The following is a 21,321-nucleotide window of genomic DNA, read 5'->3' as shown; positions in this document are numbered from 1 at the left end:
GCATATGTGAACAATATGTTTGACCCTGAACATAAGGCAGAAAGCGAAAAAACACAATTTCCAAAGGATTTGCAAAAAGCGTATGAATTGGGTGAGAGATTATCTGGGGAGTAGTGCAGTCCAGGATAACTCTAATTATGATTATTTTTTTAATTTTTTGTACAATAGGGAAGTGTTAATATGGAATATACTCAATTAGGAAATTCTAATTTGAAAGTAAGCAGAGTCTGTATGGGTTGTATGGGATTTGGAGATCCGAAAAACGGAATGCACACCTGGACATTGCCTGAAGCAGAATCCATTGAAATCATTAAAAACGGATTGGACAATGGAATAAACTTCTATGACACTGCAATAGGATATCAAAACGGAACTTCAGAACAGTATCTCGGAAAAACAATAAGGGAATATGCGTCAAGGGATGATGTTGTTGTTGCAACCAAGTTCTTGCCCCGTTCAGAAGAGGAAATTAAAAACAATGTCTCAGGTCAGCAGCATATCCACAATTTTGTTGAAAAAAGCCTTGAAAACTTAGGTTTGGACTATATTGACTTGTATATCTACCACATGTGGGATTATAATACTCCTTTATACGATATTTTGGAAGGTTTGAATGAGGTCATCGAAGAGGGCAAGGTAAAATATGTTGGAATATCAAACTGTTTTGCCTGGCAGCTTGCAAAGGCAAATGCATTGGCTGAAAGTGAAGGATTTGCCAAATTCGTATCTATTCAAGGTCATTATAATTTGATTTTCAGGGAAGAGGAACGCGAAATGATTCCTCTGTGCCATGCTGACAATATTGCTGTTACTCCGTACAGCGCTCTTGCATCAGGCAGATTGTCAAGGCTTCCAGGAAACGATTCTAAAAGATTGAAAGAGGATTTCTATGCCCAGTTAAAATACCAGTCAACTGAAGTTCAGGATGCAGAAATCATTAAAAGGGTAAATGAGTTGGCGGAAAATTATGATGTTTCAATGACTGAAGTTTCACTTGCATGGCTGCTTACAAAGGTCACCTCCCCGATTGTCGGTGCCACTAAAATGCATCATGTTGAAGGCGCAGTCAAGTCAGTTGATTTAAGGTTGTCTTCAGATGACATCAGCTATTTGGAAGAGCCGTATGTCGCTCATGACCTGGTTGGAGTAATGGCCGACAATAAGGTTTCAGCCAGCGATAATGAAAAAGTATGGGCAAAGCATACAAAAAATAAGATTTAAGATAAATTATTATTCAAACAATAATTTATCGATAATGTCCATGTCAAGGTTTTCCTCAACGATTTCAGCCAAGCGGTTTAGGGAGTAGTCCTTTTCGGTTTCATATGGATCTTCTCCATCTTTAGCTTCGAAACCTTTTTTGACTCTTATATAATTTAAAAATTCTCTTCTGAAGTTATAATTATGGAATATTCCATGGAAGTAGGTTCCAAACGCATTTCCTGATGAAGCTCCATCTATTTCTCCGTCATCGTTGTTTCCTTGACCTTTTTCGACATTCAACAATTTGGATGAACTTAAGAGTTCTGTGGTTCCTTCATGGATTTCATAGCCTGTAACTTCTTCTCCAGCTATGTTTTTAAATATTTCTCCGGCAATACCGTTTAAATTCTTAGGGATTGTGGCTATGGACTGTGTAACGATTTTATCAGCTCTTGAAAAACTGGATTCAATATCTAAAAGCCCAAGGCCTTCGATTGTTCCATGTTTTGACTCGCGTTTTTCCTCATCATGGATTATATTTCCTAAAATCTGCAGACCTCCGCAGATTCCTACAATTGGAATTTCTGAAGATTTTTCAATAATTTTTTGAGCCAAACCGCTTTCACGCAGTGCATACATGTCTTCTGTTGAGTTACGGGTACCTGGAATGATTATTGCATCAACATCGCCGATTTCATCATTAACGCCTATCATCTTAAGAGCCACATCACTTTCATATTCAAACGGATCAATATCAGTGAAGTTAGCTATTTTAGGCAGTCTTATGACTCCTATGGTAATGTCCTTGTCTTCCGCAAAGACATGTGTGGTCAATGATGCTGAATCCTCTTCAGGCAATTTCAATGTTTCATCATAGGGAAGCACTCCCAAAACTGGTTCGCCGGTTATTTCTTCGATTCTGTCAAGTCCAGGCTTTAAGATATCCAAATTGCCTCTGAATTTGTTGATGACAGTTGCCTTTAATCTGGATCTGTCATAATCGTCAAGAAGAACATATGTTCCAGCTATTGCCGCAAATACCCCTCCCATTTCGATATCTGCAATTAATATTACATTGGCGTCTGCCATATGGGCGATTTCCATATTTGCGATATCCTGTTTTCTCATATTTATCTCGGCGGGAGATCCTGCCCCTTCGATAATTATGACATCATGCTTTTCGGATAAGATTTCAAAACTTTCATGGATGGCTTTAAGTGCAGTATCATGGTATTTGTGCTGGTAATCATAAAAGTTCATGTCTCCAATTGATTTTCCCTGAATAATCACATTTGAGGTAAAGTCTCCCTTTGGCTTGAGAAGAATTGGATTCATATGTATGCTAGGTTCAATCATTGCCGCTTCCGCTTGCAGCATTTGAGCAATACCAATTTCCCCATTCTCTTTTGTGGTATATGAGTTTAGAGACATATTTTGGGATTTGAAGGGAGCTACATTGTATCCCCTGTTCTTATAAATTCTACATAAAGCAGCTACAAGCATACTTTTTCCGGCATTTGATGATGTTCCTTGAACCATGATACATTTTGTCATGATATGATATATTGAGTTAATGCTATAAATAATTTAAAAATGAGTTAAATTTAATCTAATTTGATGCATGGATTTAGATATACCATTTTATCCGGGGTTTTCAATTTATTTAAATTTCCATTTAATATAAAAACTGACTGATATGGTATGTGTCCATACATTCAAATTCGATTAACAAGATTTAATCATTGAAAATTAATCTTGTATTAATTAATTTAATTATTTTTAATATATATTTTTATCTATTTTTTATTTAAAATTTGATTTTAGTAAAATAAATTGAATTTTAATAATATTTTAAAAATATAATTGGTATTTTATCTATTTTGTTTTATTGACATGAATTAATTTATATTTCGTTTTGATATTTTAAGGTGAATTTAACTTTAATCCTATCACAATTGTTTTAGTAACTTTTATTTACTAAAATAGAAAACTTTTTATATATCGTAGGTTTAAATAATATTTAAATAGTATATTAAACTTAATTTTTTAATGATGAATTTATTTAGAGAAGTGAGGTTTGTTTTATGAAATTTGAAGAACAAGAAATTGTAGATGATTCTTCTGAAGATGTGGTTTTAGAGCCGGAAGTAGAGCAGTCAGAAAAAGGCGAAGAAACCAAACCTATGTTAGATTATAATAATATTAAAAGCTCACAAGATATTGAAGTTCCACCTTTATTGATTGACCAAGTCATTGGACATGAAGAGTCCATTGAAACAATTAAGAAAGCAGCCAAACAAAGAAGGAACGTTTTGCTCATTGGTGATCCGGGTGTGGGAAAATCCATGCTTGCTAAAGGAATGGCACAAATCTTGCCTCATGAAGTTCTGCAAGATATCCTAGTATATCCAAATATGGAAGACAGCAACCATCCATTGATAAGGACAGTGCCTGCAGGTGAAGGTAAAAAGATAGTAAAAGCGACAAAAGGTTCCGCTAAGGGTCATGAGGAAAGAAAAACTATCATTACAATGTTTGCAATAGGTGGAATTTTAGTAATTGGATTCATGTATGGAAGATTGTTAGAATCCATTATAGCAGCAGCTTTAATTTTACTTATATCTATTCAAATTAAACCGAAAGCCAATAATATGTCTCCAAAATTATTGGTCAATAATCAGGAATCCAGATTCGCACCATTCATGGATGCAACCGGAGCTCATGCAGGAGCATTATTAGGTGATGTACGTCACGACCCATATCAATCCGGTGGACTTGGAACTCCTGCACATGAACGTGTAGAGGCAGGAATGATTCACAAAGCCAATAAAGGAGTTTTATACATTGACGAAATAGGTACAATGTCAATGAAAACCCAACAGGAATTATTGTCTGCAATGCAAGAAAAGCAATATGCAATCACAGGTCAAAGTGAAAACTCAAGTGGGGCGATGGTAAGATCTCAAGCGGTGCCATGTGACTTCGTACTTGTTGCATCAGGTAACCTTCAGGTTTTAGAAGGAATGCACATTGCAATGAGATCCAGAATCAGAGGATATGGTTATGAAGTATTCATGAAGGATTACATGGAAGACACCACTGAAAACAGAGAAAAACTAGTCCAATTCGTAGCTCAGGAAGTCAAGAATGACGGAAGAATTCCACACTTTGCTCCAGATGCATTAGATGAAATAATCATGGAAGCAAAAAGAAGGTCTGGAAAGCAAAATGCCTTAACCTTAAGATTAAGGGACTTAGGAGGATTAGTAAGGTCCGCTGGAGATGTAGCTATTGAAAAAGGAGCAGAAATCGTAACTGCTGAGCATGTTGTAGAAGCTAAGAAATTCGCAAGGACTCTTGAACAGCAAATAGCTGACAGATCCATCATGCAAAGAAAAGACTACAGTATGGTATCCGCTGAAGGTGGAAGAGTTGGTTTAATCAATGGTCTTGCAGTTATTGGGGATAGAAGCGGTATTGTTTCTCCTATTGCTGCTGAAGCAGCTCCAACACAATCCAAAACAGGTGGTCAAATCATTGCTACCGGTAAATTGGGTGAAATTGCTCAGGAATCTGTCCAGAATGTAAGTGCATTAATTAAGAAATACACAAACAAGGACATTTCAGACTATGATATTCACGTTCAGTTCATCCAGACTTATGACGGTGTGGAAGGTGACTCAGCTAGTGTAAGTATTGCAACTGCCGTCATTTCAGCTATTGAAGAGATTCCAATCGACCAAACTGTTGCATTGACCGGTTCACTCAATGTACGTGGTGATGTAATGCCTATCGGTGGAGCAACCGCTAAAATCGAAGCGGCTGCAGAAGCTGGAATGAAAAAGGTATTGATTCCTAAATCAAACATGAAAGATGTTATGATTGAGAAGAAATATGAAGACATGATTGAAATCATTCCAACTGAAACCTTAAGTGATGTTTTAGAAAATATTTTGATTAGTGGTTCCGCTAAAGACAGATTAATTGAAAAGATGAAAAACATTGGTTCTAAAGTTGCGGAAAAAGTTCCACAAACTACTATTAATAATCCAACAACTAACTGATTGGATTATTTTTTCTTTATTTTTTTTTGAATAAAATCTATTTTTTATTTTTATTCTTATTTTTGTTGTCTAATAATAATTTTTATATATCTTATGTGTAAAATATAACTATTATGTTTAGTTTTATTAAATTTAATATTGCAAAGTTATCCGGAAAAGTTGCATATCATCTTGCTAAACATGGTCCTGGAAGCGGCGGAACATATCCCGGATATATTTTTAAAAAAATAGGAGGTCCTGAATCTATTCAAAAGATTGCTTCTGATTTAAATACTGGTTCAGTTTTAGTTAATGGAACTAACGGCAAAACAACCACAACCACTCTTTTGATAAAGTTGATGTCAAATGATGTTCAGATTAGAAGCAGTTATGAAAACAATACTTTAAATGCAATTGTCACTGCTATTCTAAACCAGGAAGGAGATTTGGGAATATTTGAATATGGAATTCGTGATGCAGCCCATGGAATTCCAAATACGGTTCAAAAATTAATTAATCCTATTGGTGTTGTATATACAACAATATCTCGGGAGCATATTCAGGTTGCAGGAGTAAAAAATCCATTTAACTCTTACTATAATGCTAAAAAATTGCTTTCTGAAGGCATGCAAGAGGGTGTTGTTGTCACAAACTGTGATGATCCCAGAACTGCTTTCATAGGCTTAAATAAAGAAAAGGATGTTAAAGTAAACTATTATGGTATTGCAACCGATGTTATAGAAGACATTGGTGATAAATCTGTTGAATGCCCTAAATGCGGCAGATTATTGGATTATTCTCATTTTTATTTAAATCATAGGGGAATATATGCTTGTGAATGCGGATTTAAACGCCCCGAACCTAATGTAAAACTAACCGATATAGAATTTAGCTCTTCTTCATGGGATTTGACTATTGAAGGAGATTTATTTAACTACGTTGTTTCTGAAAATATTAAATTTAACTTAAAACTTAATGTTCCACCGTTTGGATTGCACAATATTTACAATACGCTTGCTTCGATTACGGCTTATGCAACATTCACACCGAAAGTCGAAAATATCGAAACAACAGCTAAAAAGGTCTTTAACAATTTGGACATGTCTTTTATACCTACTGGAAGATTCGAAGTGGTTGATATTGGTGATAAGCTTGTTGGACTCGGTCAGGGGGACAATGGTGATGCTTTAAAAATCAACACAATGTTCATGAAACTATATCTTGACGGGCCTTTGGAATTCATATACACGACTCCCGATGAATATGAGGATGAGATTTTTGAAGACCATTATGAAATTATAAAAAGTATGAATCCTGGCCATGTGGTTGTTCTTCCTGGAAGGAAATCAATTAAAAAAGCGGAAGAATATTATAATATTATCAAAAAGGACTATCCTGATGCTGATTTTTATCCTTTAGGCTATGATGAGATGAAAATCAAAATAGAAAAATTGCATGAGCTTGCCATAAATTCCGATTATGAATATGTAATCATGTCCGGCTGCGGTGAAGAACAGGCAATGTGGGGAGAAATCAAAAAGAAAATCATTAATGAATAATCTTGGCGTCTATAATCTCTTTCAGTTTTTTGTAAAAGCCTAAATCCGAAACTTCTATTTCTTGGAATGCAGAATCAATGCTGCATCCGCACAGATCACAGCTTCCAATAATGTAGTCAGTGGAATTTTTCTTGATTAATATTCCGAATAATCTCTCCTTTTCATTTCCATATCTGTCAAACTCTTCCTGTGTGAGGTTCAAATGGAAATCTTGGCTGGAGTAGATGTCGCATTCATTAATGAATGGGAAGAATGCATACATTCCAAGATTTAAAAATACATTTTCATACTTTAGAATTTTCAATATCCTTTCTTCAAAGGTGTCCTGCTTTTTGATGCCATATTGTTCAAGTTCGCAAATGTTATTTGCACCCATGAAGTAATTGTCATGAATTACGGTTGCCACTAAATCAGGGTCTACATAATTATTGCATGTAGCCCTGATATTTTTGATAGTTTCATTAAGATTCATCACAAAATGCCTCGTACTTTTCACATAATGACACTACTGTATCAATTTTAGAAATTGTATTTCTCCAATCTATAGGAATTGATTCAAAACCATAATAAATTCCAGCTAATCCCCCACAGATGGCTGCATTGGTATCGGTGTCACCACCCAAATTGACAGCTTTAAGGACAGCATCCTTATAGTTGTCGGTGGTTAGCAGACAGTGAACCACGCATTCAAAGGTATAGATGACATACCCTTTGGAGCTCAAATCATTTAAATCATTATTGAATATTCTTTCAAAGTGTTTCAATTCTTCTGAATCTTTGTAATATTCTTTTATTTTATTGCATGCCAATTCTATGTGTTCTTGTATTTCCAAATCATTTTCAAGCATGGATTTTGCTATTTCAACATATAATACACAGGCAATTTTTGATCTTTTGTGGCCATGTGTCAAAGCGGAAATGTTTTCGATGATTTCATAATCGATGTCTTTAATGTAGGCCAACGGCAAAATTCTCATCAAAGATCCGTTCCCGTTGTCACGTTCACTGGTTCCTCCGCATTTTATGGGGTCTTTGTTTTCAAAGTGATATCTGTCTATTGCCCTGCCGGTTGTTATTCCATAGTCAAAGGTGCCCTCTTCACTGTTGTTGTGTTCATCGTTGTATATCCAACTGCAGAATTCATCCATGATATCTTCATAGTCAATGCCCTTTTTATTTACGATGCTCTGCATTGTCGCAATGGTCATTGATGTATCGTCCGACCATGTTCCTGCTTCCTGATTATATGTTCCGTGACCCCTCATATCTGTCACAGGATTCATTTCAAGTGCTGATCTTGATTCAAATTCAACTGGAACTCCCAAAGCGTCTCCAACTACAAAACCGATTATTCCATCTTTAACTTTCATGTTTTATTATATTGCATTTTTAGTAATTAATTGTGATTATTTATGTAAAAAATAAATTACATAATCATTATATCTATTCAAGAACATATTATTTTCAATGATTTTTAAAACTGCAAATCTCACTTTAAGGCCTTGGGAGGAATCTGATGCGGAATGCCTGTATCACTTTGCAAAAAATCCGAAGATTGGTCCTATTGCAGGTTGGCCACCTCATGAAAGTGTAGAGGATAGTTTAAATATTATCAAAACGGTATTCTCTAAGAAAGAAACTTACGCCATTGTTAAAGATGATATTCCAATTGGCTGCGTGGGATTATTGTTTCATCCTGATTGCAATCATTACTGGGGTGAAGATTCAGCTGAATTAGGCTATTGGGTAGCTGAGGAATATTGGGGAAAAGGTTATGCCACAGAAGCATCAAAGGCTATAATAAATCATGCATTTTCCGATTTGAATGTTAATGAAATTTATGCAAGTTACAAATATGAAAATAAACAGTCAGGAAGAGTTTTGGAAAAGTTAGGATTCAAATATTTGACAGAATTGAACAATATGAATTATCTCGGTGAGGCATTCATCGAAATCGCCATGAAGTTAGAAAAATAATTTATATTAAAAACTATTAATTTTAAGTAATGACAAGAATATGCAAAAACTGCAGTTTTGAAAATCAAGACGATTATGATTATTGCGCTAAATGCGGCACTCCGCTAGTTGAAGGAGTTCAACCTAGACAATTTTATGTTTATAGGCAGGAGATGCCCCAAATAAATAAAAAAGCTATTATTGTAGCATATATTATCTCTATTTTTTTATCATGGAGCGGATTTTTTTTCGGATTGCTTTCAAAAAATAGGATGTTTGCAGCATTCACATTCTTTGGTTTTTTCATGCCGTTCTATTTGGTTCAATCCAGACATCCGACACTTAAGAAACATGGATTGATTATGATGGCGATTTCCTTTGTCGGTGTAGCGCTCTCATTTTATGTATTGTTGCATTAAAAAGTAAAAAAAAGCAGATTAAGCAATAATTAATCTGATATTTCCCAGTATAATCTGCATAGGAATTTCGAAAACATTAACTCCGCCAGTAAGCATTGCGTTTTCCATTGCATCTCCTCTAGACATTGATCCGGCAACATTATCATTGCCTGCATAACCATAGTATCCGTCATTTGCACGAATATTGTCTACGATATTTGCACCAAATATTGCTTCAGCGGCTTCGTTATTCACGCTAAAAAACAGATGTGGGGTAACGCCGTAGGAATATGTCATGATGTCACGGGCAGCTCCATATGGGTCTTCCGGATGATTAATATGGACATTATGTAATGTTTGACCTTCTGCATTTATAGAACTTCCAGGGTAAATCCATTTAAATCCTAAAATGGAGAAAGATGCGGCCATATCAATACTGGAATCTTCAGTTGTATCTTCAGCAACTACCATGATGGGACTAACGATGGTAGCGGCCAAAAGAGCAACTATAATTAATATAATAATGGCAGTTACTTTTTTCATAATTACTTTTTATAGAATGTTTAAATATTAATACTTAACCTTTTTTAATCATCAAAAACATATATTATTCCATATAAATTTTTGGTGATATTGTGATTATTGGTGGTTCAGCTTCACAAGATTTAGCTGCTCATGTAGCACGTGAACTTGGAGAAGAATTATGTTATGTTGAAACTAAAAAGTTTCCTGATGGAGAAAGGTATTTGAGGATTGATGGTGAAATTGAAGACGAAGTGACAGTCATTCAATCAACAGGATATCCTCAAGATGAAAATTTGATGGAATTATTGTTTATCATTTCCAATCTTAAGGATTTGGGAGCAAAGAAAGTTAGAGCTGTAGTTCCTTATATGGGTTATGCAAGACAGGAAAAACGTTTTAATCCTGGAGAGACAATTTCAGCTAAAATCATCTGTAATCTGATACAGGCTGCCGGTGCTGACGAGTTCATAACCTTCAATATTCATGAGGAATGTGTTTTGAACTTCTTTGATATTCCTGCAAGAAATATTTCAGCCATGCCTGCAATCGCAGAATACTTGGATAAGAAATTTTTCAAAAAAACAAATGAAAAGCCATTAATCATAGCTCCTGATAAAGGCGCTTATGGTTTTGCACAGGAGATATCTGAAATTATTGGTTGTGACTGCACATATTTAACAAAAGTCCGTTTAGGACCTGATAAAGTTGAAACTAAAATCGTAGACGTCAGATGTGATAGTGAAAGTGAAAATACTGTTAATGTAGACTCAGTAAAAGGCATGCATGCGGTAATCATTGATGATATCATCGCAACAGGCGGAACTATTGTCAATGCAATCAATATCTTAAAACAATATGGAGCATCATCAGTGGATGTATGTTGCGTACACCCGATTTTAACCAATAATGGTGCTACTAGAATCTATGCTGCAGGTGCAAACAAAATCATTGGTACCAACAGTTTATCTTCAGATACTTCACGTGTATCAATTGCAAAATCTATTGCAGATGCATTGAGGGAATAAAATGGATAAGGATCAAATCAAAAAAGAGCTAATCGACAAATCGAATGATATTTTACAAAAATATTCAGAACCTGATATTGTAGAAGATTTATCAATAATGAATATGGCTGCTAAAACAGTGTTTTTAGGTTCTCTTAAAGTTTATAATACTGAAATAGTTCCTAATGTGATAAAGGATTTAAATAAAGACCTGAAAGGCTACGGACAGCTAACAGTGAGAGACCAAAGAGTCGCTCCATGCTGTGCACCAAGCTATATACATATCAGTTTCAATGTTACAATCTTAAACTAGATATCATGAAAGAATTCAAGTTAAAATCGCCTTATAAACCATTAGGCGATCAACCAAAAGCCATTAACTCCTTAGCCGAAGGTATAAATAATGGGATGAAAGAACAAACTCTTTTGGGAGTTACAGGTTCAGGTAAGACTTTCACAATGGCAAATGTAATTGAAAAAGTCCAAAAGCCAACCCTTGTAATTTCCCACAACAAGACCTTGGCTGCACAATTATACGAAGAGTTTAAAGAATTTTTCCCGGACAATGCGGTTGAATATTTTGTTAGCTATTATGACTACTATCAGCCTGAAGCCTATGTGCCCAGGACTGATACCTTTATTGATAAGGAAGCGTCAATCAATGACGATATTGATATTATGAGACATTCTGCAACCCAATCATTATTGTCAAGGGATGATGTTATTGTTGTAAGCAGTGTGAGTTGCATTTATGGTATCGGTTCGCCTGAAGATTATGGTGAATTCGCTTTTGGAATTAACGTTGGAGATATCTACGATAGATCTGAAATTCTTGCTCGTTTGGTTTTCATGCAATATGAGCGCAATGATATTGAATTTGCACGTGGTCAATTTAGAGTTCGGGGAGATGTCATAGAAATAAATCCGGTTCATGGAACCCCACCAATAAGGATTGAATTATTCGGTGATGAGATTGATGCAATCAGCATCATCGATAAAGTCACAGGCAAGAAACAGGAATCACTTCAAAGATACATGATTTTCCCTGCAAAGCACTTTGTTGTTGGCCAGGATAAAATGGATGTAGCTATTTCAAAAATTACAAATGAGCTTGAAGAAAGACTTTCAGAACTAAATGCAATGGGAAAACTCCTCGAAGCTCAAAGGTTAGAACAGAGAACCCGCTTTGACATAGAAATGCTTAGGGAAATGGGATACTGTCCAGGAGTAGAAAATTATTCAATGCATTTATCAGGACGTAACTGGGGAGACAAGCCTTATTCCCTTTTAAAATACTTCCCTGATGATTTTTTAACAATTATTGATGAGTCTCACGTTACAGTTCCTCAAATAAGGGGAATGTATAACGGGGATCGTGCCCGTAAGGAGACTTTAGTTGAATACGGTTTCAGACTACCTTCCGCCAAGGAAAACCGTCCTTTAAGATTTGATGAGTTCGAGTCATCTGTTAATCAGGTTATTTATGTATCTGCAACACCTGCTCAATATGAGCTTTCAAGGTCAAGAAATGTTGTTGAACAGATTATCAGGCCAACCGGATTGGTTGACCCTGAAGTAATAATAAGGCCGGTGACTGGACAAGTTGAAGATTTGCTTGAAGAAGTCAGAAAAACAGCCGAAAAAGATGAAAGGGTGCTTGTTACAACATTAACCAAAAGGATGGCTGAGGATTTGACTGATTATTATGCTAGAATTGGTGTTAAGGTAAGGTATATGCACTCAGAAATCGACACATTGGAAAGAATTGACATTGTAAATGACTTAAGAAGAGGCAAGTTTGATGTATTGGTCGGTGTAAACCTTTTAAGGGAAGGTTTGGATTTGCCTGAAGTTTCATTAGTTGCTATTTTGGATGCTGACAAGGAAGGATTTTTAAGAAATGAAACATCATTGATACAGACTATTGGACGTGCGGCAAGAAACGTTAACGGCCGTGTAATAATGTATGTGGACAATATGACAGATTCCGTGAAAAATGCATATGATATTACAATGAAAAGGCGCAAGCTGCAAATGAAATACAATGAAGTTCATGGAATCACTCCAAAATCAACTCAAAGAACCTTAAAAGAAAAACTCGCTGAAGAAGATGAAAAATATAAGGTCAGGGGTGCAGATATTGAAAAGATGCCTAGGGATGAACTCCAAATACTTATCCGTGATTTAGAAAAAGACATGAAAGATGCGGCTGCGAGATTGGACTTTGAAAGGGCTGCCGATTTAAGAAATAAGCTTTATGCATTGAAGGGATTTGATAAATGAGAAATTAGGTTGTGAATCAATGTTTTTGTCCAAAAGGGTTTTGTTTATTCTTATAATTTTAATATTAATTAGCATAAGTGGAGTTTCGGCCACAAATTTGACTGATTCAGACAGTTTGGGGACGGATGGTTCATTACAGGAAGTAATCTGTGAAGTTAATGAATCTCAAAGCGATTCTGTTGATGATGATGTAAATGAATCCAAGGAGGTCCCAACCATTTCTGTTGATTCCCTTGAAGTTTATGAAGCTTCATCAATTGGAATATCTCTGAAGGATTCAAATAACGCCCCAATTTCAAATCAGAATTTGACCGCAAATATTAATGATGAAAGTTATTCTCTTTTTACAAATGAAAAGGGCATTGCCCAATTAAAGATATGGATGCCTGCTAAAACATATGCTCTCAAAGTGTTTTTTATGGGAAATGAGAACTATTCTGCAGTAAACAATACCTTCGATATTGATGTTTTAAAAATAAATGCAGGTATTTTTATTCAAAACTCCACCCTTCTTAGAGGGGATTATCTTGAAATGTTTCTCAAAAATGATGAGGGCAATGGTATTAGAAATGCAAAAATTAACTTTTTACTCAACGATAAAACTTATAAGGTGACAACCGACATTAATGGTCTTGCAAAACTTAAAATAAACCTTTATGCAAAGGATTATCCTCTTGAAATTTCTTTTCTTGGAAGTTCATATTATAATTCAGTATCCAAATCCGCCAAATTGGTTGTTATAGATACAACATCTCTTGTTATAGGAAACAGTAGGCTTTTAACAAATGGTCATTTAAGGGTCTATTTAAAAAGTGTTAGTCAATCATTGGTTTCGAAAAAGAAGGTTAAAATAGTCATTGATGGAAAAACCATTGTTAAAACCACTAATAATGAAGGGATGATTATATTCAAGCCTAAGCTAAGTGTTGGAAGCCATGAAATTTCGGCAACTTTCCAGGGCAATAAAAATGCGATTAAATCAAATGCTTCCAAAAAGGTCAATTGCGTCAAGGGAGATACCAAAAATCCGTTCAAGTCCAAAATTCCATTGAAAAATGGTGTGCCGGATGTTGACAGAATGACTGTATATTTTGCAATGGCCGATGGAGATATGACATATACTCTTACAAAAGCTCAATATCTTGAGGTAATTAAAAGAGATAGCTATTGTTTGTTTTTAAATAATAAATTGAGCAAATATGTCATATTCAAATCTAAAGCGGAACCAACTATCAATCATATTATCAAAAGAGAAAAATGGAATGTTATCGAGAGGGCAATCAATACAAAAATTGTTAAGAAGAACAAGCATGATTACTGGCCAAGCCAGATAACCGTTTTACTTAAGGGCAAATCTTACACTTATGCGGAAGTTAGGGATGAGCAGAACACAGATTATACATGCGGTCCGACTTCAGCCAGCATGTGCAGTCAGGTTTTAAAGAAATATGTAAATGAAAAATATCTGGCCAAACAGGCAGGTACAAGTTCTGTTTACGGATCAAGCACCAAAGGGCTCAAAAAGGCATTGGAAAAGAATAATTTTAAATGCAGCATTTATTATAAAAGTTCTTTTGACAAGGCTTTAAAGCAGCTTAAAAAAGGTGGTTGTGCATTAATATTCCATACTTGGGGCCATTTTGTATCAATTTTGGACATAAGCAAAGACGGAAAAAAGGTTTTGGTCGGCAACCCTTCTGGAGATTATGACCATGGAAGCCACAAAATTCCTACCAAATGGCTAACAGTAAAATATATGAAAGGAAGATTTAATGATTATGATACTTCCGGATTGATAGTCAAACTCAAATATAATCTAAAAAAATCAACCAAAACTAAATTAAGTAAGTTTTATTATAGTATGGGCTCAGGATGGACTCGTCAGAATACGTCAGAAAGAATACCTCATATAGGATGTTGATTTTTTTACTTTCCAAATGCTCTCTAAAAGACTTTATAAATGAGATTGTTCTAATATTATATAACTAATTTTTAGGAGATTATTATGGGAGAAGATTCTAAAAAACAAATTGTCATCAAGGGTGCACGTGAGCACAATCTGCAGGATATTGATGTAAGTGTCCCCCGCGATGAATTCATTGTAATTACTGGGCTGAGTGGGTCTGGAAAGTCTTCACTTGCTTTTGATACAATATATGCTGAAGGACAGCGTAGATATGTTGAATCATTATCAGCTTATGCAAGGCAATTCTTAGGGCAAATGAAAAAACCTGAAATGGAGTCCATTGAAGGATTGTCTCCGGCAATTTCCATTGACCAAAAGACTACAAGGGAAAATCCAAGGTCAACTGTAGGAACAATTACAGAAATTTATGATTATTTGAGATTATTATTTGCAAGAATTGGTATTCCTCATTGTCCAAATTGTGGAAAGGAAATCTCACAACAGACCATAGGTCAAATTGGTGAAGCAGTCATCGAAGAGGGTGAAGGAGTTAAAATTCACATATTGTCACCTATTGTACGAGATAAGAAAGGCCAATTTAAAGATGTTTTGGAAGACCTTAGAAATAAGGGATTTGTAAGGGTTCGTGTTGATGGAGAGATAAGGAATTTAGATGAAGATATTGAACTTGCAAAAACATATAGGCATAATATTGATGTCGTAGTCGACAGATTAAAGATTAGAAAAGATGTTGATTTTAAAAGAAGGTTGGTTGACTCCCTTGAAACTGCAGCAGAGTTTACCGACGGTTTAATCACTGTTCTGTTTGATGATGGGCAAGAAGAATATGAAAAGAAATATTCCGAGCATTTTGCCTGTGTTGATTGTGGAATAAACTTCGAAGAGCTTACTCCAAGGATGTTTTCATTCAATGCCCCTCAGGGAGCATGTCCTGAATGTAATGGTATCGGTTCTAAAATGGAAATAGATCCAGATTTGGTTGTACCTGACAAATCATTGTCATTAAGTGAAGGAGCTATTGTTCCATGGGCAAGTTCTGCAAAAAGAGAAAACTATTATTTCCAAATGCTTGATGCAGTGTCAAAGCATTTCAATTTCAGCATGGACACACCATTCGAGGAGCTTAGCAAAGAACATCAGGACACAATTCTTTTTGGATGCAAGGAAAAGATTCCATTCACATTTAAACGAAGAAATAAATCATATATGGTGAACCGTAAGTTTGAGGGTGTTGTTCCTAGAATGCAAAGGCTATACTTTGAAACCAAATCAAGCTATTCCAGAAAATACCTTTCAAAATTCATGTCTGACAGAAAATGTTATGTCTGTGATGGTAAACGTTTAAAACCAGAAGTATTGGCAGTAACTGTAGGAGGAAAATCAATCATTGATGTTTGTGACCTTTCAATCAAGGATTCATATAAATTTTTCCAAGATCTTGAGCTTACTGAAAGGGAAAATTTCATTGCAAAAGAAGTTTTAAAGGAAATTAAAGAAAGATTAAGCTTTTTAGTTGAAGTTGGGCTTGATTATTTGTCAATGTCAAGATCTTCCGGTACATTGTCTGGTGGTGAAGCACAGCGTATCCGTTTAGCTACTCAAATAGGTTCAGGTCTGGTTGGTGTACTCTACATTTTGGATGAACCTAGTATTGGTCTTCATCAAAGAGACAATATCAAGCTTATTGAAGCATTAAAAAGACTTAAGGATTTGGGAAATACTTTAGTTGTTGTTGAGCACGATGAAGAGACAATTCTATCTGCAGATTATGTTGTCGATATAGGTCCTGGTGCTGGAGAGCATGGTGGTAAGATAGTGGCTCAAGGAACTCCACTGGATATTATGAATAATCCTGATTCTATAACTGGCCAATATATTTCCAGAGCTAAAAAAATAGAAATTCCTAAGGAAAGAAGGCCTGGAAATGGTTTGTTTATAAAAATCATTGGTGCCGAACAGAATAACCTTAAGAATATTGATGTTGAAATTCCATTGGGCAAATTCACCTGTGTTACTGGAGTCAGCGGTTCAGGTAAAAGTAGTTTGATAAATGAAATTTTATACAAAGGAGCTCATGGAAAATTATCCAAAAAATTCATGTTCGCCGGAAAATACAAGGAGATTGAAGGTTTAAAAAATATTGATAAAGTCATTGCAATAGACCAGAAACCTATTGGAAGAACTCCAAGATCAAATCCTGCAACTTACACTGGAGTATTCACTGACATACGTGAATTGTTTGCTAACACACCTGAATCCAAGGCAAGGGGATATAAACCTGGAAGATTCTCATTCAATGTAAAAGGTGGAAGGTGCGAGGCATGTTCCGGTGATGGAATCGTTCAAATTGAAATGCACTTTTTAGCGGACGTTTATGTTCCATGTGAAGTTTGTGGCGGAAAAAGATACAATGAAGAGACATTGGATATAAGATACAAAGGTAAAAATATCTATGAAGTATTGGAAATGACTGTTGAAGAAGCATTGGAATTCTTTGAAAACATTCCTAAAATTACTAAAAAGCTTCAAACATTGTATGATGTGGGTTTAGGATATATGAAGATAGGTCAGCCTGCAACCACACTTTCGGGTGGGGAAGCTCAAAGAATTAAATTGGCTAAGGAATTGTCCAGAACAAGCACTGGTAAAACATTATACATTTTAGATGAACCGACAACTGGTCTTCATTTTGATGATATTAAAAGATTATTGGAAGTTTTATCAAGATTAACTGATGCTGGAAACTCCGTAGTAGTAATTGAGCATAATTTGGATGTTATTAAAACTGCAGACCATATTATTGATCTTGGTCCTGAAGGTGGAGATGGCGGAGGTCAGGTAATTGCAACCGGTACTCCAGAAGAGATTGCTGAAGCCGGAACATATACAGGTCAATTCTTGGAGCGCATGCTTGATGAAAACATTACTCCATATGCTAAAGAATTAGTAGAAGATATAGGAAAATGATTTTTTCTCCTATTCATTCACTATTTTTTTATTTTAATTTTTAATTTACCGTTCGATTTTTTCTTAAAATTAATAAACATTAATTGTTAATCTTTTTAAATTCTAAAAATCATTTAACTAAATTTATATACTTTCTTGTTTAATTATTAATCATAAGGTAGTTAAGTATTAATTCCTAGGCGATACTTAATTAACTACACTTATCACTGGTGATAAAAATGAGAGAGTTATATGAAAAAATGATTAACGAGTCAATGGCTGCTCAAAATGCGGACATTGCAGTTATATCAGAAAACAGGTACAACGATTTCAAAATCGTTGATGCAAAACCATATGCCGATGCCGTTGCTGGCATGAAAGCATTGGACAACCAAGCAGAATCTGTAATTAACTTACACAAGGAATCTGTTAAAAACCACTTTGAGATTTTATCTTCCATTACTGACACTTTAAAATGTGAAGATGATCCATTCATTGAACATTTCCAAACTCCTCCAGTTTTAGAAATTTTATGTGAAGAAGATGGTGAATTTGCAGACAGCTTAGATAAATTCATCGAAGCAATTGCTGATAATGAAGCAATTGTTGCAAAAGAATCCATCAGAAGATACGGTGGATTTTACGGACCAACCTGTGTAGTTGACTTTGCGATGATGCCTGGAAGTACCAGTAATGTTGTAAATCAAATATTGCTTAAAACAGACATTCCTGTAGCCCACAAACAAGCAATTTTATCTGCAAAATCTTGGGGTATGAACACCTCTTACGGTATTGGAGATGCATTTGCTCACGCTATTGAAGAAGGCGCAACCGCCGCTGAAGCTACTGAAAAGGAAATCGCAGCATTGCAAATGATTTACAAAACTCCTATTGAAGGACAAGGTCAATTGATGGATGATGCGGACCACACTTCATTCGATGTAAGAGACTACATGAACAAATATAAAAAAGCAATGACCGGTGTTGTTAAAGCTGCAATTGACGATGGAGTACACTACGGAAACATTGTTACTGTTCCTGCTTACTGTGTTGGAGATATTGGACACCACATTGGTCAATCAACTTACAACATGTGTAAGGATGACATGACCTTAGCTATTGTTCAAGCAACCGCTAAAGTAATCGAAGCTACTTTAAGAAACAACTTAGATAATTATGAATCTCCATTCAATGTATTGAAATTATCTACTGGTGCATCTGCATGTGCAACTGAATTTATTTTAGAATTAGATGGATTCAATGCACCAATGATTGTAGATTTATTGTCTAAAAGATTCCACAACTACGTACAACAATACCCAACTAGAGGTGCTGCTGCGGAATTACACAACTGTGACTTCATGGACATGATTTACAGAGGATATAACGCAATTAGCGGAGCAAGAAAATTCAGAGCAGGCACTGGTGGAGAATTAGTGCCAAAAATCACTGGATTTGAGGTTGACTTAAGTCCTATTTTAGACAGTGAAGTTGTAATGAACCCGCAAAGATATACATATCCTGCATGTGGAATTACAGTAAGATTCTCATCATTGATGAGATTAGCAGACTACCCATGTCTATTAACTTCAGAACCAATTACAGCTACAATGATGACCAATATTATAGCACTTAACAAAGAAGCACCAGGATCTCCTGTAAGAGGATGTAAAAACTGTGCTGCTGCTTCACTTGTGGATGGTAAACACGAATATTGTCAATGGAGAGAAGCTGTATAGGTGAGTTGAATGACCTGTAATATAAGAAAAAAATTCTTTGCAGAACTTTTAGGAACCTTTTTCCTAGTATTCTTCGGTACTGGTTCAGCTGTAGTGACATTGTTGATTACTGATGCTGCTGGCGCTACTGGTATTGGACCTTTAGGTGGACTTGGTGACTGGATTGCTATTGCTTTAGCATTTGGTCTAACTGTAATGATATGTATTTATGTATTCGGTAAGATATCTGGTGCACACTTGAATCCAGCTGTAACTATTGGGCTCCTTGTCACTAAAAACATTGCTTTAATTGACAGTATCTATTATATAGTTGCACAAGTGATTGGTGCATGTTTAGGAAGCCTTTGTCTATTCTTATGTCTAGGTAATCCTGCAGTTGCAATCGGAGGGCTCGGTGCAACAGCTCCAGGTCTTGGAGTCAGCTACATGCAAGCAATGTTTGCCGAGTTTTTAGGAACATTCTTCCTAATGATGGTTGTAATGGGTGTAGCTGTTGATAAAAAGGCAGAACCTGGTTTTGCTGGAATATCAATCGGTATGACTGTTGCAGCAGTAATCGTCGTTTTAGGCGCATTTACCGGTGCTTCTATCAACCCTGCACGTACATTCGGACCATACTTGATGGACATGATTTTAGGAGGCCAAAACCTCTGGGGATTCTTCCCAATATACTTGGTCGGACCTATTCTCGGTGCAATCTGTGCAGCATTTGCATATGCATATCTTGCAAAAGACAGTGGAGTTTGCGAACTTCCACAACCATTTAATGATGAATAATTCTTTTGAATTATTCTCTTCTTTTCTTTTTTTTAATAATCTATATAATTAATTAAGACCAATATTTATTTAGGTGATAACTTGAGTTTTGATATTAGGGAAGCTATTTTGATATTTATTCGCGGAGTTTTGATGGGTTCAGCAGATATTGTTCCGGGTGTTTCAGGTGGAACAATAGCATTGATTACTGGAATTTATGGGCATTTGGTTGAATCAATTAGTAAAATCCGTTTTGCATTTTTAAAACCTCTCTTCAAAGGGGACTTTAATGGATTTTTGACAGAGTTATTTGAAGAAATTGACTTTAAATTCTTCATACCATTGATATTAGGTATAGGTGTTGCTTTCCTGACACTTGCAAAAGTGGTTACATATTGTATGGAGGCGCATACTGCTCTGACATATGCATTCTTCTTGGGATTGATTATAGCTTCAGCAGTGATATTGTTTAAAAAACTCAATGAAATCAACATAAAAAACATATTGTTCGCATTATTGGGTGCAGTTTTAACATTCATATTTGTGAGCTTAAACCCGATAGCCGCAAATCATTCTTTAATCGTGATATTCATTTCAGGAATGATAGCTATCTGTGCGATGATTCTGCCTGGAATTTCAGGTTCATTTTTGCTTTTGCTTTTAGGCCAGTACAAATACATGTTGAATGCACTTCACCAGCTTCATATTGTTGATATTATTGTTTTTGTAGTTGGTGCAGTAATTGGAATACTTGGATTTTCAAAAATACTCAATTACCTGCTTAAAAACCATGAAAAGGTCACCATGGCATTCCTCATTGGTGTAATGTTAGGTTCTTTGAAAGTTCCTAGCGTTGAAATTATCAATTCAGCAGGATTGAGCTTCGCAGGTCTGTTCCCATGTCTTATTGTTGCCATAATCGGTTTTGCAATAATCATTATTTTAGAAACAAGATTTGATTATATTGATTAATCAAATTCTT

17 protein-coding genes are annotated in these 21,321 nt (G+C 35.5%); 13 read left to right on the top strand and 4 right to left on the bottom strand.

Going from position 1 to position 21,321, the window contains the following annotated elements:
• Positions 1-180: 180 nt before the first annotated feature.
• The gene (locus QZU81_RS05940; RefSeq protein ID WP_292850735.1) at positions 181-1,221 is read left to right on the top strand and encodes an aldo/keto reductase; all 1,041 of its coding nucleotides are present in this window, start codon (positions 181-183) and stop codon (positions 1,219-1,221) included.
• Positions 1,222-1,230: 9 nt separating this feature from the next.
• Here the strand turns inward: QZU81_RS05940 and cobQ are convergent, their stop codons facing one another.
• The gene (cobQ, locus tag QZU81_RS05935) at positions 1,231-2,757 is read right to left on the bottom strand and encodes a cobyric acid synthase CobQ (RefSeq protein ID WP_295590294.1); all 1,527 of its coding nucleotides are present in this window, start codon (positions 2,755-2,757) and stop codon (positions 1,231-1,233) included.
• A gap of 629 nt (positions 2,758-3,386) precedes the next feature.
• On the opposite strand from cobQ, the gene lonB reads away from it, so the two are divergent.
• Entirely contained in the window at positions 3,387-5,267 is a 1,881-nt protein-coding gene (gene lonB / locus QZU81_RS05930) for an ATP-dependent protease LonB (RefSeq protein WP_295590299.1), read from the top strand.
• A gap of 113 nt (positions 5,268-5,380) precedes the next feature.
• Positions 5,381-6,805 (top strand): Mur ligase family protein, encoded by a 1,425-nt coding sequence (locus QZU81_RS05925; RefSeq protein WP_295590292.1) that lies wholly within the window; start codon positions 5,381-5,383, stop codon positions 6,803-6,805.
• Here the strand turns inward: QZU81_RS05925 and QZU81_RS05920 are convergent.
• Both QZU81_RS05920 and QZU81_RS05915 read right to left on the bottom strand, forming a co-directional pair.
• Positions 6,795-7,277 carry a hypothetical protein gene (locus QZU81_RS05920; protein ID WP_295590290.1) on the bottom strand — a complete coding sequence of 161 codons (483 nt, stop codon included), beginning with the start codon at positions 7,275-7,277 and terminating at the stop codon, positions 6,795-6,797. The genes QZU81_RS05925 and QZU81_RS05920 overlap by 11 nt on opposite strands.
• Positions 7,267-8,175 carry an ADP-ribosylglycohydrolase family protein gene (locus QZU81_RS05915; RefSeq protein ID WP_295590287.1) on the bottom strand — a complete coding sequence of 303 codons (909 nt, stop codon included), beginning with the start codon at positions 8,173-8,175 and terminating at the stop codon, positions 7,267-7,269. The genes QZU81_RS05920 and QZU81_RS05915 overlap by 11 nt, the downstream gene beginning before the upstream one ends.
• A 97-nt stretch (positions 8,176-8,272) precedes the next feature.
• On the opposite strand from QZU81_RS05915, the gene QZU81_RS05910 reads away from it, so the two are divergent.
• Both QZU81_RS05910 and QZU81_RS05905 read left to right on the top strand, forming a co-directional pair.
• Positions 8,273-8,782, top strand: coding sequence for a GNAT family N-acetyltransferase (locus QZU81_RS05910; RefSeq protein WP_295590284.1), 510 nt, complete (start codon positions 8,273-8,275; stop codon positions 8,780-8,782).
• Between the two features lie 29 nt (positions 8,783-8,811).
• Positions 8,812-9,180, top strand: a complete 369-nt coding sequence (locus QZU81_RS05905) for a zinc ribbon domain-containing protein (protein WP_292824791.1) — start codon at positions 8,812-8,814, stop codon at positions 9,178-9,180.
• Between the two features lie 18 nt (positions 9,181-9,198).
• On the opposite strand, the gene QZU81_RS05900 is transcribed toward QZU81_RS05905, so the two are convergent.
• Entirely contained in the window at positions 9,199-9,702 is a 504-nt protein-coding gene (locus QZU81_RS05900; protein ID WP_295590281.1) for a hypothetical protein, read from the bottom strand.
• Between the two features lie 92 nt (positions 9,703-9,794).
• On the opposite strand from QZU81_RS05900, the gene QZU81_RS05895 reads away from it, so the two are divergent.
• From QZU81_RS05895 to QZU81_RS05860, 8 genes are all read left to right on the top strand, one after another.
• Positions 9,795-10,709 carry a ribose-phosphate diphosphokinase gene (locus QZU81_RS05895; protein ID WP_292824784.1) on the top strand — a complete coding sequence of 305 codons (915 nt, stop codon included), beginning with the start codon at positions 9,795-9,797 and terminating at the stop codon, positions 10,707-10,709.
• Position 10,710: 1 nt separating this feature from the next.
• Positions 10,711-11,001 (top strand): hypothetical protein, encoded by a 291-nt coding sequence (locus tag QZU81_RS05890; protein ID WP_292824781.1) that lies wholly within the window; start codon positions 10,711-10,713, stop codon positions 10,999-11,001.
• Positions 11,002-11,006: 5 nt separating this feature from the next.
• The gene (gene uvrB / locus QZU81_RS05885; protein ID WP_292850714.1) at positions 11,007-12,971 is read left to right on the top strand and encodes an excinuclease ABC subunit UvrB; all 1,965 of its coding nucleotides are present in this window, start codon (positions 11,007-11,009) and stop codon (positions 12,969-12,971) included.
• A gap of 97 nt (positions 12,972-13,068) precedes the next feature.
• On the top strand, positions 13,069-14,892 hold the full coding sequence (locus QZU81_RS05880; RefSeq protein WP_295590278.1) for a cysteine peptidase family C39 domain-containing protein: 1,824 nt from the start codon (positions 13,069-13,071) through the stop codon (positions 14,890-14,892).
• Between the two features lie 84 nt (positions 14,893-14,976).
• A complete protein-coding gene (uvrA, locus tag QZU81_RS05875; protein ID WP_292824771.1) occupies positions 14,977-17,865 on the top strand; it encodes an excinuclease ABC subunit UvrA in 2,889 nt (962 codons plus the stop codon).
• Between the two features lie 218 nt (positions 17,866-18,083).
• Positions 18,084-19,583 carry a DUF2193 domain-containing protein gene (locus tag QZU81_RS05870; protein ID WP_292824768.1) on the top strand — a complete coding sequence of 500 codons (1,500 nt, stop codon included), beginning with the start codon at positions 18,084-18,086 and terminating at the stop codon, positions 19,581-19,583.
• A 9-nt stretch (positions 19,584-19,592) separates the two neighbouring features.
• Positions 19,593-20,360 carry an MIP/aquaporin family protein gene (locus QZU81_RS05865; protein WP_292850705.1) on the top strand — a complete coding sequence of 256 codons (768 nt, stop codon included), beginning with the start codon at positions 19,593-19,595 and terminating at the stop codon, positions 20,358-20,360.
• A 132-nt stretch (positions 20,361-20,492) separates the two neighbouring features.
• Positions 20,493-21,311 (top strand): DUF368 domain-containing protein, encoded by an 819-nt coding sequence (locus QZU81_RS05860; protein WP_292850991.1) that lies wholly within the window; start codon positions 20,493-20,495, stop codon positions 21,309-21,311.
• Positions 21,312-21,321 lie beyond the last annotated feature (10 nt).

This window comes from uncultured Methanobrevibacter sp., from assembly GCF_902770715.1.
Classification (GTDB): domain Archaea; phylum Methanobacteriota; class Methanobacteria; order Methanobacteriales; family Methanobacteriaceae; genus Methanocatella.
Note: the sequence above shows the minus strand (reverse complement) of the source record. Positions and strands in the feature narration are given on the sequence as shown.

Excerpts from the sequence above, each read along its gene's own strand:
- QZU81_RS05940 (WP_292850735.1), top strand. The coding sequence starts at position 181 with ATGGAATATACTCAATTAGGAAATTCTAATTTGAAAGTAAGCAGAGTC.
- cobQ (WP_295590294.1), bottom strand. The coding sequence starts at position 2,757 with ATGACAAAATGTATCATGGTTCAAGGAACATCATCAAATGCCGGAAAA.
- lonB (WP_295590299.1), top strand. The coding sequence starts at position 3,387 with ATGTTAGATTATAATAATATTAAAAGCTCACAAGATATTGAAGTTCCA.
- QZU81_RS05925 (WP_295590292.1), top strand. The coding sequence starts at position 5,381 with ATGTTTAGTTTTATTAAATTTAATATTGCAAAGTTATCCGGAAAAGTT.
- QZU81_RS05920 (WP_295590290.1), bottom strand. The coding sequence starts at position 7,277 with ATGAATCTTAATGAAACTATCAAAAATATCAGGGCTACATGCAATAAT.
- QZU81_RS05915 (WP_295590287.1), bottom strand. The coding sequence starts at position 8,175 with ATGAAAGTTAAAGATGGAATAATCGGTTTTGTAGTTGGAGACGCTTTG.
- QZU81_RS05910 (WP_295590284.1), top strand. The coding sequence starts at position 8,273 with ATGATTTTTAAAACTGCAAATCTCACTTTAAGGCCTTGGGAGGAATCT.
- QZU81_RS05905 (WP_292824791.1), top strand. The coding sequence starts at position 8,812 with ATGACAAGAATATGCAAAAACTGCAGTTTTGAAAATCAAGACGATTAT.
- QZU81_RS05900 (WP_295590281.1), bottom strand. The coding sequence starts at position 9,702 with ATGAAAAAAGTAACTGCCATTATTATATTAATTATAGTTGCTCTTTTG.
- QZU81_RS05890 (WP_292824781.1), top strand. The coding sequence starts at position 10,711 with ATGGATAAGGATCAAATCAAAAAAGAGCTAATCGACAAATCGAATGAT.
- uvrB (WP_292850714.1), top strand. The coding sequence starts at position 11,007 with ATGAAAGAATTCAAGTTAAAATCGCCTTATAAACCATTAGGCGATCAA.
- uvrA (WP_292824771.1), top strand. The coding sequence starts at position 14,977 with ATGGGAGAAGATTCTAAAAAACAAATTGTCATCAAGGGTGCACGTGAG.
- QZU81_RS05870 (WP_292824768.1), top strand. The coding sequence starts at position 18,084 with ATGAGAGAGTTATATGAAAAAATGATTAACGAGTCAATGGCTGCTCAA.
- QZU81_RS05865 (WP_292850705.1), top strand. The coding sequence starts at position 19,593 with ATGACCTGTAATATAAGAAAAAAATTCTTTGCAGAACTTTTAGGAACC.
- QZU81_RS05860 (WP_292850991.1), top strand. The coding sequence starts at position 20,493 with ATGGGTTCAGCAGATATTGTTCCGGGTGTTTCAGGTGGAACAATAGCA.